Source organism: Microcystis sp. M20BS1 (genome assembly GCF_020245305.1).
GTDB lineage: Bacteria > Cyanobacteriota > Cyanobacteriia > Cyanobacteriales > Microcystaceae > Microcystis > Microcystis ichthyoblabe_A.
Genome location: NZ_JADBUZ010000116.1, coordinates 18411 through 33979, shown reverse-complemented (window position 1 = coordinate 33979; position 15569 = coordinate 18411). Strand labels below are relative to the sequence as shown.

The window sequence follows — 15569 nt, the reverse complement described above, 5'->3', positions numbered from 1 at the left end:
GACACTTTGTCGCCATCGCTGGTAATCACAATGCTACTAATTCCTAAGTCAATTCCAATGGCTTTATCTGTTACTGGTAAAGGCTTAATCGTTGGGTCATCAAATCTAATTGAGATATGCAAACGTCCAGAAGGATGTAATCTGACTGTTACTGTGCTTGGTTCACAGCTTTCTGGTATTTGTCTTGACCATCGAATAGGTAAAGGTTCTGTGCATTTGGCTAAATAGTTTTGTTTGTCTTTAAATTTAAAAGCAGATTTGGTAAATTCGGCACTTCCTCCCTGATGTTTTTTCTTAAAGGTGGGATACTTAGTACGACCAGCAAAGAAGTTAGTGAAAGCTGTTTGTAGGTGTCTTAACCCTTGTTGTAAAGGTACACAGCTAACTTCGTTTAAAAACTCTAATTCTTCTTGCTTTTTCCAGTCGGTTAGCATTGAAGAAGTTTCAGTATATCCTACTCTTTCTTGTCTTTCATACCAAGCTTGTGTTCGTTCGTGGAGAGCTTTGTTGTAAACTAATCTTACACAGCCCAAAGTGCGCCGCAATAGCGACTCTTGTTCGGGTGTTGGGTAAAATCGGTAAGAATAGGCTTTTTCCATGTCTCACATTTTAGCATATATTTCGTAAACGATGCTCATATTTAACAGTAAAGCCGTCGTAGAACGACGGGGTTTCAGACCCAAATTTTCGATGAAATTCATGATGAGTGGATTCGGAATGTTTTGAAGAATAGACCTGAGCTCACGGAGGAGCGTCTTCACCTCACAAAAGCTCTGATGAACAGTAATGTACGTGACTGTCTCGTTCAGGGTTATAAATATCTAATTCCATCGCTAAACTTACCAGATGTCAATGTCTGTCAACCCAACCGACAGGATCAGCGTACTGCTGCGCAGTGCCTTCGCCATCGCACTATAGATTTAGCGGTTCCATTGAATACTTTAGCCGGCGGTCGGGTGCAGTGATTTGTTAGACTCTCGCTTAATTGGCAACCTAACTAATCTATCTTTATGAGCCAGTTGCTTCTGCTTTAAGTCATTAAAAATAGCTCTTAAGTCATATTGAAACGATTGAGCGTATTCTTCTCTATACTTGTGAATTTCATCGAGAATTTCATTTTTATACATGACTAGACCTCTAGGTTATATCCAATAAGCTCATAAGGAGTGCAAATAACTGGCAATATATATCCGAGATCAGAACTAATCTGAGCCAGCTTACGCTGAATTTGGGCATTTGCCATGTGCTTGCAGTTCCATGTTAGCAAATAATCTAAGTTATAGACGGTTGCTAATGCCATATGTAAAGCGTCATTAGATGCCTTTAGTGGCAGATTGCTTTGAGTCAGAAACGCTTGCGAAAGTTCAAACGCATCTTCCGTAAGTTCGAGAAGCATTAGGGATTGTAACAAGTTTAACCGTTGAGCGGCGATTATCGGATCTCCCTTAGCTGCCTCATCTTCAACGATCTCTGATGCGTAAAGCGTAAATGAGCTACTATGTTCGTTCCACCAATCTTGGGTGATCTTGATATTAGCAGCAACGATCAGATTGTCAGTGGGTCTGGCGGTTAAATGCCCAAAAATACTTGTTTCAATATAGACGCTTCCATTCACGGCAACCTAGAATATCTTTTCGCTCTCTATCCTACCTTATTTAATCTTGGTTTTGAGGGTGTTGGGTAACAGCCGTCAACCCAACCGACAAGATCAGCGTACTGCTACGCAGTGCCTTCGCCATCGCACTTAAACCCACAGCTGCAATCAATCTGCATGGTGCGTTCCCCAAAATCGATCGCCGGAGCGGTGGGAGCCTCATTAGGGAACGCACCCTACGGCTGGTGAGCAAGTTGTGGCAAAAACATACTTTTCGTTTGTTGCGTTTGTTGCATTTATTTCGTATCTGGGCTACACTAGGCCGTGGTACTCTGGACAAGAGTTCAATCAACAGTATGAGCGGGACAAGACAATGGCTACTGGAATCGCTGATTTTCAAGAGACAATTGCACCGACTGCGGCAGATAAAGAGCTTGCGCGGGAGTCAAGCCGTCAGCTTTCAAGATTTCTAGGCAAACGCCCTGTTGGAAACCCCTTGCCTGACTTCAGACTGCGTGTGCAGGCGGATAATGAGCCAGAAGAAGTGGTTGTTATTCCGATGTCTGCATTTCGCCTTTTAACTGATATTCTGACGCAAATGGCTCGTGGCAATGCAGTTACTTTGATGCCTGTATATGCTGAGTTAACGACACAACAAGCAGCAGATATCTTAAATGTATCACGTCCATTCCTGATCAGTCTGATTGATGATGGCAAGATTCCATACCGAAAAGTGGGAACTCATCGCCGGATTCGATTTGACGACCTCATGACCTATAAGCATGACATAGACCAGAAAAGATTACAAACTCTTGAAGAACTTACACGCGAAGCACAAGAGTTGGACATGGGCTATTGATTGTGAGCAACTTCACTGCATTATTCGATGCGTGTGTTTTATATCCAGCTCCTCTACGGGATTTTTTGATGCGTTTAGCGATAACAGATTTGTTCCGTGCCAAATGGACTGATGAAATTCATGATGAGTGGATTCGGAATGTTTTGAAGAATAGACCTGATCTCACGGAGGAGCGTCTTCACCGTACAAAAGCTCTGATGAACAGTAATGTACGTGACTGTCTCGTTCAGGGTTATAAAGATCTAATTCCATCGCTAAACTTACCAGATGCCAATGACCGTCATGTACTAGCGGCTGCCATTTGTGCAGGAGCCGATGTGATTGTTACATACAATCTGTCAGATTTTCCGGCTACAACTCTTGAGCAATATGGTATCGAGGCTCAGCATCCCGATGAGTTTATTATTCATCTGATTGATTTAGCTCCTTCAGTGGTCTGTGAAGCTGCTAAGCAACAGCGAATGAGTTTAAGAAATCCCCCGCAAAGTGTTGATGAGTTACTGGCAGCTTATGAAAGGCAAGGTCTAGCCCAGACTGTAGCAGAACTCAGAGTGTACGATGGACTACTTTGAAATTCTCAAAACTTTATCTGTCTAACGCCTAGGTTCAGGGGCGTCAAAAAGTAAAGCGAGAAACGAGCGCAGCTTTTTGACGTCCACTGGAACCCCTTGTTAGGCTTAATTATTTATTCGCAGGATGATCGGGTTGATTCATCTGTCTCAGGCCAGAGCTATAATGTTTGTAATCCCAAGATACACTATCACCTGAATCTAGTTTATATGCAGCAAAGCCAACTGAAGGCATCTGTCCGTTGACGAAATATACCCAATAATAACCGTTATTCCCTTGATTATTTTCCACCCCATCAATTGAGGTTAGATATTCGCTATCACCAGATCCCTTTGATGTGTAGGTAACGCTTGGATTACATGATTTTGCTTCATCTAACAGTGTTTTTACTGTCGATTTGTTGGGAACTATTGGAAGATAGTCACAAGCTTGCCATGGCGGTGTATGCCATTGTTGTTGCCAATCAATAAACAAATTTGCTGTATTGGACATAACTGTTCTCTCCATTTGCAGTCCCTGTTGAGATTATAGATAGACTTATCAGAGGGACGTACTGACAAGCCTAACTACATAATATACGGAAACTTTCCGTATCTCACACTAAATACACATTTTTTAAAAAATCTTTCCGCATATTACTCTCCTATAGAGCGATCACAAGAACTCTTCCTATAAAATTACAAGTAAGTCTGTTATGCCGAATTATTATAGGTGTTCTCAGATGTTTTGAAAATCCCACAGGGTGGCCGATACAAAATTAGGTTATACTTCATCTTTATGAGAAACGATGACATACCGGGAGCGAATTGGGGGGATTGATTACCATATTTAACTTCATTTGTCAAGAAATTCGCTCATTTTTAGGTGCGATCGCTTTTTACACGATTATTCCCGTTCCGATTGCTTGGCCGGATTTTGGTAGAATTGCCCGATGGATTCCCTTAGTGGGCTTATTTTTGGGTCTAATTCTGGTTTTGCTCGATATAACTCTAGCTGGCCTGGGAATGCCACCCCTGACTCGTGCAGTTGTCCTTGTGGGGGTTTGGGTTTATCTAACGGGAGGACTACACCTTGATGGAGTTAGTGACACGGCCGATGGTTTAGCTGTCACCGACCCCCAGCGTCGTTTAGCGGTCATGGCCGATAGTGTTACCGGGGCCTTTGGAGTCATGGCCGTGACTATGGTTTTGCTGCTAAAAATCGCCGCTTTGACGGATTTAAGCGATAATCGAGCCTTAGCTCTAATTTTAGCACCAATTTGGGGACGTTGGGGGCAAGTAATGGCGATCGCTCTTTATCCCTACCTCAAACCCACCGGTAAGGGAGCCTTTCATAAAGTGGCTTTTTGTCTGCCTTGGGACTGTGGGGGAGTAATTTGGGGGTTAATCGCCCTATTTGGTGGTCTAAGGTGGGGAATAATCGCCATTAGTGCTGGAATCGCCCTCGCTCTGCTTACTGGTTACTGGTTATATCGTCGTCTTCGCGGTCACACTGGCGATACCTACGGTGCGGTGGTAGAGTGGACAGAGGCTCTATTCTTGGTTTTTTTAACAATAATTAGCTAATTTTTGCCCTCCACAGCCCGTAAACGGGTTAATTTCAGGGTAAATTTTCCCCCACCGGTTTCTCCGAAAGCTCTCACCCGAATAATATATTTACCCGACTCGGTAATCCGTGCAAAGAGGAGAGCATTAGTGCCACCATCGGGACCATCATCATTTTCCGCTACAGTGGAACCATCGTCGGCCAGGAGAATTAAAACTCCATCAAAGTTTTCCGATTTGAGATCGATGGCCACCTGATCGTCCTTTTCCAAATCTACGGTATAATCCCTAGCAAACCCCCCCTCACCCGTGGGAATATCCTTGTCGGTGAGAGTATCGTTAATTTCTTTATTGAGGATGAGGGGGACGGGATTATAGATTTTTTCCGCTCGCACTGGTAAAGATTGACCGCTTAACCAGAATAAAGTGAGCAAGACGCATAAACCAGAATAGCGACCAGTCAAAGGGAATCTTGTCATAGGGGCAGGTATTCGTTTTCTCAATCTCCCTATTCTACAAAAAACTGATAACTATCAGCAGTTCGACAAAATTAAATTCACACCCCCTTTCGGGGGAACGCTGGAACTGCGGAACTGCGGAAGGGAAAAATATGTGTAATTAATTTTGCTTAGGTACTTATTTCTTGTTGGCAAAAACGAGTAAAAAATCCGCCTTGGAGCGAGGGAGCAAGAGGGGAGATACAACCCGTTTAAGGTAATTGATAAAATCATTAATTGACAATCTTTAAAAGAGATTGATTGAAAAAAGAACTAGAAGTTAAAAACTTAAAGAGGGTCTTTCCATGGGCAAAGAAGCTAAAGATTGAGTGATATGATAGGCTTGACCGCGATAGGTAACGGCTACCTGTTTCTGAATGGTTTGAACGACACCAAGGTTTTTTAAATAGGGAACACCACGATAGCCTAAAATCATCGGACTGGAAACAACGGTGGCAGTGGGGTTTTTCTCGTAAGGAATGCCGCGATAGGTTAATTTCATAGCTGTCCCTGGAGATAATTAGTGAGTTAGTTTTATCTCCATCGGTAGCGAAATTAATTCCAGAAAATCTCAACTTTTTTGTAGGTAAATATCCTACCAAGAAGACCCACGATAGCGCATTTCTCGACGCAGAGCATAACGACGGGCAAAATTAGGAACATCGCCCCGATGACCTAATAAAATGACCGTATCGCCTTGCTGTAGAATGGTGGAATTGTCGGGATGGGCGATGACACCACCATCAAATTGACGCACAGCAACGATAATAAAAGCACCCTGTCCCCGCACTTCCATCTGACTGATGGGTTGTCCCAAAAAAGGAGAATTGCTTAAAATCGAGTATTCTTCAAATTGTAGGTCGATATCGGCTAATAATTCGTTAAGATTGCGCCTACCTTCATCTTCCTGTAAAAAATCAATCGCGGCTGGATGGGTGATTAAATGGGCCATTCTCTCTGCTCCAATGGTAGCAGGTAAAACCACTTGATCGGCTCCAGCTAATTTTAATTTTTTCTCAGTGCTGGGATATTCTCCCCTAGCGATGATGTATAGTTGCGGACTGAGTTCTCTTGCGGTTAAAGTGATGAAGACATTTAAGGCATCATCGGGTAACACAGTCGCTAAAACTCGCGCTTTGTCGATGCCGGCTTTTTGGAGAATACTTTCATCGGTGGCGTTACCATTAAGAGTTATGTAACCTTTTTCCTGAGCTAATCGGATGCGATCGGGGTTATTATCGACGATAATAAAGGATTGGGCTGTTTTTGCCAATTTAGTCGTTAGGATGCGTCCTATGCGCCCAAAACCACAGATTATGACGTGATTTTCTAAGCATTCCATCTCTTTATTCATCCGGCGATCGCTAAAGGCTTTGTTAATTTCTCCCTCGGTGAGCATCTGAAAAAACCCTCCCACCACATAAACGGCCGAGGTAGTCCCACAGATGATAACTAACATGGTAAAAGCTCTCAGACTGGGAGTGTTAATCGGTTTAACTTCCCCGAAACCTACCCCAAATATGGTGATAATCACCATATAAACGGCATCTAGAAAACTCCAACCGTAGGCCATATAACCGATAGTTGCTCCGACTACCGTAGCGAGAAAAAAACTCGCACCGATGATAATCCTTTTCAGTGAACTTTGCATCGATTTCCGTGACCTGACCATCTAGCTATCAGCTTACAACTGTTTACTGATTACTGTTGAGACTTGACATTGGGGACAAAAATGAGAGGAGCGTCCACTTAATTTAATTCTGGCAATAGTTGCACCGCAAAGGCGACAATTTTCGCCAGTACGACCATAAACCCAGGCCATTGCGCCATAATTGCCATTAACTCCCGTAACGTGGAGAAAATCGCTAAAACTGGTGCCGCCTTCAGCGATCGCTGTTTCCAGTACAGAAATAATGTTTTTTGTCAATAAGTCTATTTGCTCAATTTTTAAGAGATTAGCGGCAGTTTGGGGATGGATACCACTTTTAAAAAGAACTTCATCCGCGTAGATATTACCAATTCCTGCCACCACATTTTGATCGAGGAGAAAAGTTTTAATCGGACGACGACTTTTTTGACAGTGACTATAGAGGTAATCGGGGGTAAAATTGCGATCAAAGGGTTCCAATCCCAGTTTTTTGAGAGCAGTAATCACGCTTTCTGGGGTTTTATCGGCGGCAATCCACCAAATTTTCCCGAAAGTGCGGGTATCGACGAAGCGCAATTCTTGCTGATTGGCAAAAAAGAAGCGTAAGCGCGTATGAATCGGCAGGGGAGTGGTATCTTTTACCCAGAGCAATTGTCCGGTCATACGCAGATGAACCCCGATACTGCTACCATTATCTAAATTGGCGAGGAGATATTTGCCTCGGCGCTGCCAATTGGTAATCGTGGTCTGAGCAATTCCTTGCAGAAAAGTTGCCTCGCAATTAGGATAGGCTAGGGTACGCTGTAATAATACCTCCCCACCGATAATTTTTTTGCCCTGGGTAACTTGATTTAATCCGCGACACACCGTTTCTACTTCTGGCAATTCTGGCATATAAGTAATTGAACAAAATTAAGTTCTTGGTTAGGGTAGGCAATAGGCAAAAAAGGCAATAGGCAATAGGCAATAGTATAGATAAACATAACTTTTGATCGGGAAACGACACCAAATTAACGTCAATTCTACTTTAACTTTAACATTTCGATAGTATCAATTATTTCCCGTTCAAAACTGACTTGAGCGCGATTAGTTTTACCACCAATATAAAAGCGATCGCCCGATTGTAAAGCCCAAATTTGCGAATGGGAAAAGTAACTCATTACCACTCCCATCATCAATAAAGCAAAACCTAAATAGACAATCGGTACTCCCGGATCTGCCTTAATTTGTAAACCTGTACTGCCCACTAATTCGACTATTTTTAGATTAACTCCATTGATAGGAATCGTCATTCCTTCTCGTACCGCAGAGGTTAAATCTCCCTTAGCATCATAGACGATTACCGTACCTTGTAAATCTCTGGTTAAAAGAGAAACTCCCTCACTAAGATCGGTTTTAGTCGGAATCCACGTTCCCCAGATTTGTCCATTACCTTTGGTGTCTAAACTAGCCATCGGTAGCTGTAGGATCGGACTATTATTCACCTGTACTTTTACCCCAGCAATTCCCCAACTGGTTTGATAAAAAGTCACCCCTTTATGGTGCAAAGGTTGGTTAACTTGAATAGTTTTGCGATCGATCTCCTGTCCTTGATTATCGATCACCGACAAATCAGAATAAAATTGTTCTATATCACCTTTAGGACTATAATCAATCCAAAAACGATTAACTTTAATCCCCCAATCTTTAGGGAGAGAATTTTTAGATAAGGGTCCAGCTTCAATAATATTTTTAACCTGAAAACTATCGCCACTAGCTACCATTTCTTGAGCGAAAAACCCCGTTAACGCTCCCCAGATTGCTCCTGCTAAAATAATTAACATGGCTGCATGAACGATAATCGGACCGATTTTACCGATCAGACCTTTACGAGCATAAAGACTGTTATTTTCTAGAAAAACTTTGTAGCCTTTTTGTTCTAACAATGGGGTTAGGGATTCTAGGGAACCAGTTTCTAATTCAGCACTTAAAGCCAGTTTTTGAAATTGGCGAGATTGTTGATAAAATTGCCATTTTCTGGCCGCTTTTAAAGCGGGTAATTGTCGTCGGAAGGTACAAGCGGTTAAACTAGAACCAAAGAGAATTAATAATGATAGATACCACCAAGTGCTATAAACATGATTTAATCCCAATAGTAATAAAACTTTCCAAGTCAGAAACCCAAATAAAGCGGGTTTTTCAGGATAATTAGCTTGGTAGAAAGATAGAGATTGACCCTGTTCTATTACCGTCCCAGAAATGCTAAAAATAGCGATTAAAAGTAAGAGGATAATTGCCAATCGTAGATCGGCAATAGTCTGGATAAATTTCCGTCCCCATTGAGGCGGTGTATTCTTTAAATTTGAGGAAGTTTCCGATATAGTCATAGTTAAAAGTTTTACAATTCTAGCCAATTATCTATCATAACTCTCCACCATCACAGCAGACGGGATAATAAAGAAAAAACTCCAAAACCGATTAATAAAACCCCACTGACAGGATTAATCCACCCGGACCATTGACGCAGGGAAAGAAAGCTTTTCAGCGAGGCAGTAAAAGAACCGACGATAATTAGCGGTAAAACATAGCCGGCAGTGTAGGATAACAATAATCCCCCTCCTAAGCTTAAATCCCCCGTATTTGCCACCCATGCCAATAGAGTTGCTAGAACAGGTGTACTACATGGAGAGGCGATTAAACCAAATGTTAAACCGAGAAGATAGGACCGCAAAATCGGGGGAAAATCGCCGGTAATCCAATCGGTAGCGCCAAGGGAGGGGAAGCGCAGGGGTAATAATTCCAAGAGGTTTAACCCCATCAAAATAGCGATCGCACTGACGATAATTGGTAAACCGATCCCCACCTGTCCATAGACTTTCCCTAAAGTAGCGGCAATTAGTCCCAATCCCGCTAAGGTGGTAGCTAATCCCAGGGAAAACCATGTGGACTGCCAAAAAGCCGCTAAACGACCTTGATTTTCGTAACCCCCGATATAAGCGACGGTAATCGGCAACATCGACAGCATACAGGGGGTAAGACTGGTAAGTAAACCGGCTAGAAAAATCACGGCAATACTGACAAAACTAAGGTGAGTTAGTTGGGAAGTCACTAAGCGATCGGCGTATTGTTCAAGGTGATAGAGTTGAGTCTGTAATTGGTCTAACATATTGGGGAATTTTTCAGGCTAAATTTGGCTCATTTCTAGGATATTACCATCGGGATCGCTGACAAATAATGCCTTTCTACCCGAGGCACTCATTTGAATTGTATAACCTTGACTTTCTAGATAGTTACCCATGGCTGTCACGTCATCAATAGCGAAGGCAATATGAGGATTGCGTCCCCATTTTTGGGGATTGGGACGGTAGTTTTGATAATTGGTATCGACAATTAAATGAATTTGATAATCTCCCACTTGATACCAAACCCCATCGTATTGAAAAGGGCGATCAATTCTAGTCAATCCTAGAACATTTTCGTAAAAGTTAACAGCTTTTTCTAGATCGGTGACTAAAATCGCCGTGTGTAAGGATCGCATGATGTTCATAGTTAATATCTGACTCGCGGATCGAGCCAACTATAGGTTAAATCGGCAATTAAGTTAAAGATAACAATTAAAATCCCATAGATAAAGGTAATCGCCATCACTACGGGGGTATCACTGCGGGAAATAGAATCAATTAATAAAGCACCGATACCCGGTACACGAAACACTTGTTCTGTGACTAAAGCACCGGTAAAAATTGAGGGAATATCGAGAGCAATCAGGGTGACAACGGGGATTAAAGCATTGCGAACTATATGCTTAGTTAGGACAGAAAAATTAGTTAGTCCCTTGGCTAAGGCAGTTTTAACGTACTCTTGGTGAATTTCTTCAGTTACGGAAGAACGCACGAAACGCATCAACATCGCCCCTTGATATAAGCTTAATACGGTTATGGGCATAATTGACTGTTTAACCTGCTCGACCAAACTATTAAAATCACGGATTTCTAGGGTACTGTTATAAAAAGATGGTAGCCAGTTTAACTGTACACTAAAGATAATAATTAATAATAATCCCGTCACAAAAGTGGGTAAAGAAAAGCCAAGTAGGGAAAAAGTAGAGATGATTTTGTCTAACCAAGAATAGCGCTTGACTGCTGAAATTATGCCCAAAGGAAAAGCGATTAAAACCCCGAAAATATAGGCAATACCAACAATCCAGAGGGTTGTGGGTAAACGCTGCCAAATGAGGGTAAAAACTGGGCTGCGACTGGTGAAAGAATAGCCCATATCTCCTTGAAGAAATGCTAACAACCACTTGACGTAACGCACGGGAAGGGGTTGATCTAATCCGAGACTTTTGCGAATATTTTCTCGCACCGCTTCGGTGATAGCGGGATTAGCGGCAAATTCCCCCATCGGATCCCCCGGCGCTAGGGCCAAAATGCCAAAAACCACCATACTAATAGCTAAAAGAGTGGGAATCGAAAATAATAATCTTTTCAGAAAATATTTGAGCATTTATTTACTACGCTTCCAGTCTTTGATCTTCCAAGTATTTCTATCCCAGGGAGTTAATTCAAACCCTGACAAACTATTGCTAATTGCCACCACATCGGCACGATGAACTAGGGGAATAATCACAAAATTATTGATTAACATATCATTCATTTTAATCGCTATTTCTCGCCGTTTTTCTGGGTTTAATTCTTGACTAAAAGCTTGCCATAATTTATCGTATTCAGGATTACAATAACGAGCATAATTATCCCCGGCCCAACCATCAGCTTTTTGGGGAATTTCGCTACAGGTAAAGGTTTTAAAATAGGCTTTCGGATCGGGACTATTATTACCGGTAGTGTACATTTGTAGGTCAGCATAAAACTTTTCTACCGTGTCATCGTTAGCAGGATCGCTAGAAAAGAAAATACTGGCATCAACAGTTTTTAATTCTACTCCTACCCCGATCGCTTGTAAACTTTGTTTGATAATTTCTTGGGTTTTCTGACGGAGAGGATTGACAGTGGTTTGAAAAACTAATTTCATTTCTACCCCATTTTTATCCCTAGTACCATCACCATTACTATCTTTCCATCCCGCATCATCTAGTAATTTCTTAGCCTTTTCTAGATTAAATTCATAGCTAGTATTGGGCGAATTATATTCCGATGGCATCACAATAAAATTAGGAGTTGTTTTCCCAGTAATACCATAAAGTTGCGTGGCAATAGTATCTCTATCAACGGCTAACGACAAAGCTTCTCTTACTTTCACATCACTCAAAAAAGGATGGGGAAACTTAATACTAGACCTCTCACCTTCAGGAGTAGCTTGATTAGGATCGCTCAGATTAAATAAAACTCTTTCAATCAAAGAACCGAAACTAGATATTAACTGACCCCGACCCGCTTTTTCTAAATCACTTAAAACCTTAGCCTCTACTTGCAAATTATAGGCATAATCCGCCTCCTGTGTCTGTAAAACCGCTCGTGCCGCCGAAGTGGCATCACCTCCTCCTTTTAATTCTATTCTTTGAAAACCCAATTTATCCGCTTCTCGAAAGAAAGAATTTGGTTCATAAACCGCCGTATCTCCCGGTTTAAATTCTACCACTTTATAGGGGCCAGTTCCCACCGGTAATAAATTAGCAGGGGCCTGGCGTGCTGTTTCATTGCTATACTTTTCATAGAGATGTGCTGGTAAAATCATCCCTTCTGTCCCCACAAAAACTAATGACCAAGCGGGATTAACTTGCTTAAAAGTTATTTTAACTGTATGGGGATCGATCGCTTCTACACTTTTAACTATTTCATAATTGCCGGCGCTAGTGGAACCAGTTTTCGGATTGGTGATAAAATTATAGGTAGCGATGACATCTTTGGCAGTAAAAGGAGTACCATCTGACCATTTAATATCTTTTTTTAGCTTCCATGTCACCGATTTACCATCCCGGGCAACTCCCCCATTTTCAATAGTAGGAATTTCTGCCGCTAAAAAAGGAACTAATTCCCCTTTTTCATCGAAACTAGCCAAAGGTTCTAAGGTAATGCGACTCGCTTCTGAGTCTTTAAATCCCGTGGAGAGATGGGGATTTAAAATCGTCGGTGCTTGCCAATATAAAAGTTTTAAAGTTTCTGAATTATTATTGGTCGTTGCTGGGGGATTATTAGCTGTTTGTTGACGACAAGCACTAAAAAGCAGCGTACAACTAAGGGATAAAATTAACAGGGGCAAGAAAAGCGATCGCTTAAACATTTTTAATGACAATCAATAATTCAACAGGGTGACTTAGGTGATTCCCTACCCCACCAATAACAAGTTATCAGACATTGAGTCTTGATCTCGATCGATTAATTGATTATTTGCCTTTATCCATTCCTAGTCAAGTTAAATCGATCGTGCTACGATAGCTGGCCTGTACTAGACAATAAAATTCTAGGCACGACGACGAAATGGGTTCTTTGGTTTGTGTTATGCAATGTACGGGGGTTATAAGGGATGGAACCCTTATAGAGAAAGACGTTTGGCGATTTTTGTCAATTGTTTTTGATCTAGAGCGAACTAATCAATTAAATCTCTTGCCAGATAAGGATTTAGTTTATTTATGCCACCCTATCGAACCATAAAAAGTAACGAAGAGCCAGAAAATCCGTATTTGGGGTGTTGTATGGAAAAAATCCGTCTAGTATATAATTAGTGTGGTAGCCATCGCCGTGGGGTGCGTTCCCTAATGTGGCTCCTACCGCTCCACTAGCAGTAGGCTAATCTGGCTAACACGCTTTTGGGCGCGATATACGGAAAAGTTTTGGCGATCGCGCCTAAATGGGGTGAGATGCCGAAAGTTGACCCATATCATTACTTTCAGGAGTGTTATACGGAAATTTTCCGTATAATCAATAGTTAGACCGCCAATTCTCGGTTGAGACAGTATGCAAAAGTTGTTTGTGGGGAAGTCATGCTTTTGGTTTTTTTGGGCGAGCGTGAACAGAACTGTTTAGATTCAATCCGCCTGCCATAAAGTTTCCCTCATCAATCATCTCTGGCCATTCAGAATGTTTTATGTCAGTTAAGCGAAGTGGAATCTCAGCAGTCTCTTCTAGCTTGAGATCACGATAGGTTGTTAATTCGTCGAGTCCTTCATATTGTTCTAAATTGCAAACCACGTAAGCTACTGGAAAATATTTAAGGATGCTAAAGGTTCCAAGTTCACTAAATTCACTTAAGTTTCCTCTGACCGCAGGCATAATGACATCACGAACAACCACAATTTCTTCATATGGATAAATCCAGTAAAAAATTTTAATTTCTTCAGGGATCTGAGCTTGATCATCAAACAGAAATTCGCGTATTTTCTGATCAACAACATTATGGTCTATAACTCCCTTCGCTGCAACTAAATGACCAAGAATAGCTCTAATCAATTTTGCTGGTTGCGTCTTGTAATGAATCATTGGTGGAACTTCCACAATTGATTTAAGAATCCTGCCTACTCCAAGAGCAAAGCTATTAAGAACTGGGTCGTAGCGACGCCCCAAGCGTGTATTACATTGTTCGCAAAGGGTTCGATACTTCACACCATTCTGTGAAATAAGACGTTTCTGTTCTTCAGGGTGGACAGTCAAACGTTGTACAATCGTGATCTGCTCAACAGGCTTCAAATCAAAACCTCTCTTTGGTGGGACGTGATCCCAGCTTAGAGAAGCTGATTGTTTACAAATATTGCAAAGACCTACTTTTCCACGCTTTCCTTGATTAATGTAATGAATATCCATTAGACGATTCTAGAATTAGAAGGGTTAGTTTTTACAGCAATTCTAACTCTTAATAAGAATGCATTGCCGTAGCAGCGCGGTCTAATGGGAACGTTAGCCGTAGGGTGCGTTCCCTAATGTGGCTCCCACTGCTCCACTAGCAGTAGGCTAATCTGGCTAACACGCTTTTGGGCGTGATATACGGAAAGTTTCCGCATAATCAATAGAGCGATCGCTGATCTTGTAGGGTGCGTTCCCTAATGCAAGTCCCACTGATCCAGCGATCAATTTTGGGGAACGCACCATGCCCATTGATTAAAGCTGTGGGTTTAAGTGCGATGCCGCTCTTGTGGGACCAGTTGGGGAATGTTAGCAAAGATTCCCGATGTTTAGGTTAAAATAGAGGGCAAAAGTTGCCACAGGGTCAAGCCAATGACAATCCATCAACCCCGCTATAGCAAAGAAGAATTTGCCCAACGTGGCGATCTGATTTATCAAACTCAAATACGTCCACAAGTCGAATTGGGTAATCAGGGCAAAATTGTAGCAATTGACCTTGAAACTGGCGACTTTGAAATTGATGCGCGTGAAATACCTGCTTGCAATAGACTCGAAGCCCGTCACCCAGATGCTCAAATCTGGATTGTTCGAGTCGGTTCTCGTTATGTTCGCCGATTTGGTGGACGTACAAAGAGATTAGTATGATCGCAGGAATCGTTAACGCGGATTTTGAGGCGATTATTTCACTTTCGATATGTGACTCTGAAGGAAATATTTACGCGCAAGATGCGATCATTGATACAGGTTTTAATGGTTGGCTTTCATTGCCACCAGACCTAATCGATCAGCTAAACCTGAAATGGAAAAGACGAGGACGCGCTATTCTTGGTGATGGTAGCGAATGCGTTTTTAATGTCTATGAAGCCGTCGTAATTTGGGACGGAGATTATTTAACCATACCAATTGATGAAGCTGATTCCGAACCTCTAGTTGGAATGTCATTAATGGAAGGCTATCAACTCACAGTTCAAGTATTTGAAGAAGGCAGCGTAGAAATCCGCAAAGTAAGTGTCGTCTAACACTGCGTTGGAGCCGACTTTACAAAAAATACCTGCAAAAATTACAGATTGTCTGCGGCGGCT

At 41.9% G+C, this 15569-nt stretch carries 20 protein-coding genes; 6 read left to right on the top strand and 14 right to left on the bottom strand.

Features of this window, described 5'->3' with window-relative positions; translation table 11 throughout:
* The coding region (locus tag IM507_RS12620) for an RNA-guided endonuclease InsQ/TnpB family protein (RefSeq protein WP_287637108.1) at nucleotides 1-599 on the bottom strand (599 nt) is incomplete at its 3' end.
* 177 nt (nucleotides 600-776) lie between these two features.
* Between IM507_RS12620 and IM507_RS12615 the strand changes: the two genes are divergently transcribed.
* Nucleotides 777-965, top strand: coding sequence for a hypothetical protein (locus IM507_RS12615; RefSeq protein ID WP_221178085.1), 189 nt, complete (start codon nucleotides 777-779; stop codon nucleotides 963-965).
* Here the strand turns inward: IM507_RS12615 and IM507_RS12610 are convergent.
* Nucleotides 942-1127, bottom strand: coding sequence for a hypothetical protein (locus IM507_RS12610; protein WP_110579846.1), 186 nt, complete (start codon nucleotides 1125-1127; stop codon nucleotides 942-944). The two genes, IM507_RS12615 and IM507_RS12610, sit on opposite strands and share 24 nt — an antisense overlap.
* Nucleotides 1128-1129: 2 nt before the next feature.
* Nucleotides 1130-1615 carry a type II toxin-antitoxin system VapC family toxin gene (locus IM507_RS12605; protein ID WP_002797897.1) on the bottom strand — a complete coding sequence of 162 codons (486 nt, stop codon included), beginning with the start codon at nucleotides 1613-1615 and terminating at the stop codon, nucleotides 1130-1132.
* Nucleotides 1616-1850: 235 nt separating this feature from the next.
* On the opposite strand from IM507_RS12605, the gene IM507_RS12600 reads away from it, so the two are divergent.
* Nucleotides 1851-2453: a helix-turn-helix domain-containing protein gene (locus tag IM507_RS12600; RefSeq protein WP_259679037.1), complete on the top strand. Its 603-nt coding sequence runs from the start codon at nucleotides 1851-1853 to the stop codon at nucleotides 2451-2453.
* A gap of 2 nt (nucleotides 2454-2455) precedes the next feature.
* A complete protein-coding gene (locus tag IM507_RS12595) occupies nucleotides 2456-3025 on the top strand; it encodes a PIN domain-containing protein (protein WP_256094060.1) in 570 nt (189 codons plus the stop codon).
* A gap of 109 nt (nucleotides 3026-3134) precedes the next feature.
* Here the strand turns inward: IM507_RS12595 and IM507_RS12590 are convergent, their stop codons facing one another.
* Nucleotides 3135-3515: a DUF4430 domain-containing protein gene (locus tag IM507_RS12590; protein ID WP_069474938.1), complete on the bottom strand. Its 381-nt coding sequence runs from the start codon at nucleotides 3513-3515 to the stop codon at nucleotides 3135-3137.
* Nucleotides 3516-3829: 314 nt separating this feature from the next.
* Here IM507_RS12590 and cobS point away from each other — a divergent pair, with 314 nt between their 5' ends.
* Entirely contained in the window at nucleotides 3830-4588 is a 759-nt protein-coding gene (gene cobS, locus IM507_RS12585; protein WP_004158958.1) for an adenosylcobinamide-GDP ribazoletransferase, read from the top strand.
* Here the strand turns inward: cobS and IM507_RS12580 are convergent.
* From IM507_RS12580 to IM507_RS12535, 10 genes are all read right to left on the bottom strand, one after another.
* Entirely contained in the window at nucleotides 4585-5046 is a 462-nt protein-coding gene (locus IM507_RS12580) for a PPC domain-containing protein (RefSeq protein WP_002778638.1), read from the bottom strand. The two genes, cobS and IM507_RS12580, sit on opposite strands and share 4 nt — an antisense overlap.
* 298 nt (nucleotides 5047-5344) lie before the next feature.
* A complete protein-coding gene (locus IM507_RS12575; protein WP_069474939.1) occupies nucleotides 5345-5566 on the bottom strand; it encodes a DUF4278 domain-containing protein in 222 nt (73 codons plus the stop codon).
* A 93-nt stretch (nucleotides 5567-5659) separates the two neighbouring features.
* A complete protein-coding gene (locus IM507_RS12570; RefSeq protein WP_069474940.1) occupies nucleotides 5660-6715 on the bottom strand; it encodes a potassium channel family protein in 1056 nt (351 codons plus the stop codon).
* A 33-nt stretch (nucleotides 6716-6748) separates the two neighbouring features.
* Nucleotides 6749-7606 carry a DNA-formamidopyrimidine glycosylase gene (locus tag IM507_RS12565; RefSeq protein WP_002778625.1) on the bottom strand — a complete coding sequence of 286 codons (858 nt, stop codon included), beginning with the start codon at nucleotides 7604-7606 and terminating at the stop codon, nucleotides 6749-6751.
* Between the two features lie 128 nt (nucleotides 7607-7734).
* Nucleotides 7735-9078 carry a cytochrome c biogenesis protein gene (locus IM507_RS12560; RefSeq protein WP_069474941.1) on the bottom strand — a complete coding sequence of 448 codons (1344 nt, stop codon included), beginning with the start codon at nucleotides 9076-9078 and terminating at the stop codon, nucleotides 7735-7737.
* 50 nt (nucleotides 9079-9128) lie between these two features.
* On the bottom strand, nucleotides 9129-9857 hold the full coding sequence (locus IM507_RS12555; protein WP_002736734.1) for a cytochrome c biogenesis protein CcdA: 729 nt from the start codon (nucleotides 9855-9857) through the stop codon (nucleotides 9129-9131).
* Nucleotides 9858-9875: 18 nt separating this feature from the next.
* Entirely contained in the window at nucleotides 9876-10238 is a 363-nt protein-coding gene (locus tag IM507_RS12550; RefSeq protein ID WP_002780396.1) for a VOC family protein, read from the bottom strand.
* A 2-nt stretch (nucleotides 10239-10240) separates the two neighbouring features.
* Nucleotides 10241-11197, bottom strand: a complete 957-nt coding sequence (locus IM507_RS12545) for an ABC transporter permease (protein WP_123230546.1) — start codon at nucleotides 11195-11197, stop codon at nucleotides 10241-10243.
* Nucleotides 11198-12931 (bottom strand): peptide ABC transporter substrate-binding protein, encoded by a 1734-nt coding sequence (locus IM507_RS12540; RefSeq protein ID WP_002737008.1) that lies wholly within the window; start codon nucleotides 12929-12931, stop codon nucleotides 11198-11200.
* 698 nt (nucleotides 12932-13629) lie between these two features.
* Nucleotides 13630-14448 carry a hypothetical protein gene (locus tag IM507_RS12535; RefSeq protein WP_002736154.1) on the bottom strand — a complete coding sequence of 273 codons (819 nt, stop codon included), beginning with the start codon at nucleotides 14446-14448 and terminating at the stop codon, nucleotides 13630-13632.
* Between the two features lie 411 nt (nucleotides 14449-14859).
* Between IM507_RS12535 and IM507_RS12530 the strand changes: the two genes are divergently transcribed.
* Together IM507_RS12530 and IM507_RS12525 are read left to right on the top strand one after the other, a co-directional pair.
* Nucleotides 14860-15132, top strand: a complete 273-nt coding sequence (locus IM507_RS12530; RefSeq protein WP_002736754.1) for a hypothetical protein — start codon at nucleotides 14860-14862, stop codon at nucleotides 15130-15132.
* On the top strand, nucleotides 15129-15506 hold the full coding sequence (locus tag IM507_RS12525) for a hypothetical protein (RefSeq protein ID WP_002736741.1): 378 nt from the start codon (nucleotides 15129-15131) through the stop codon (nucleotides 15504-15506). The genes IM507_RS12530 and IM507_RS12525 overlap by 4 nt, the downstream gene beginning before the upstream one ends.
* The last annotated feature ends 63 nt before the right edge of the window (nucleotides 15507-15569 follow it).

Excerpts from the sequence above, each read along its gene's own strand:
- IM507_RS12535 (WP_002736154.1), bottom strand. The coding sequence starts at position 14,448 with ATGGATATTCATTACATTAATCAAGGAAAGCGTGGAAAAGTAGGTCTT.
- IM507_RS12545 (WP_123230546.1), bottom strand. The coding sequence starts at position 11,197 with ATGCTCAAATATTTTCTGAAAAGATTATTATTTTCGATTCCCACTCTT.
- IM507_RS12580 (WP_002778638.1), bottom strand. The coding sequence starts at position 5,046 with ATGACAAGATTCCCTTTGACTGGTCGCTATTCTGGTTTATGCGTCTTG.
- IM507_RS12570 (WP_069474940.1), bottom strand. The coding sequence starts at position 6,715 with ATGCAAAGTTCACTGAAAAGGATTATCATCGGTGCGAGTTTTTTTCTC.
- IM507_RS12560 (WP_069474941.1), bottom strand. The coding sequence starts at position 9,078 with ATGACTATATCGGAAACTTCCTCAAATTTAAAGAATACACCGCCTCAA.
- IM507_RS12525 (WP_002736741.1), top strand. The coding sequence starts at position 15,129 with ATGATCGCAGGAATCGTTAACGCGGATTTTGAGGCGATTATTTCACTT.
- IM507_RS12610 (WP_110579846.1), bottom strand. The coding sequence starts at position 1,127 with ATGTATAAAAATGAAATTCTCGATGAAATTCACAAGTATAGAGAAGAA.
- IM507_RS12575 (WP_069474939.1), bottom strand. The coding sequence starts at position 5,566 with ATGAAATTAACCTATCGCGGCATTCCTTACGAGAAAAACCCCACTGCC.
- IM507_RS12540 (WP_002737008.1), bottom strand. The coding sequence starts at position 12,931 with ATGTTTAAGCGATCGCTTTTCTTGCCCCTGTTAATTTTATCCCTTAGT.
- IM507_RS12590 (WP_069474938.1), bottom strand. The coding sequence starts at position 3,515 with ATGTCCAATACAGCAAATTTGTTTATTGATTGGCAACAACAATGGCAT.
- IM507_RS12550 (WP_002780396.1), bottom strand. The coding sequence starts at position 10,238 with ATGAACATCATGCGATCCTTACACACGGCGATTTTAGTCACCGATCTA.
- IM507_RS12530 (WP_002736754.1), top strand. The coding sequence starts at position 14,860 with ATGACAATCCATCAACCCCGCTATAGCAAAGAAGAATTTGCCCAACGT.
- IM507_RS12615 (WP_221178085.1), top strand. The coding sequence starts at position 777 with ATGAACAGTAATGTACGTGACTGTCTCGTTCAGGGTTATAAATATCTA.
- IM507_RS12565 (WP_002778625.1), bottom strand. The coding sequence starts at position 7,606 with ATGCCAGAATTGCCAGAAGTAGAAACGGTGTGTCGCGGATTAAATCAA.
- IM507_RS12555 (WP_002736734.1), bottom strand. The coding sequence starts at position 9,857 with ATGTTAGACCAATTACAGACTCAACTCTATCACCTTGAACAATACGCC.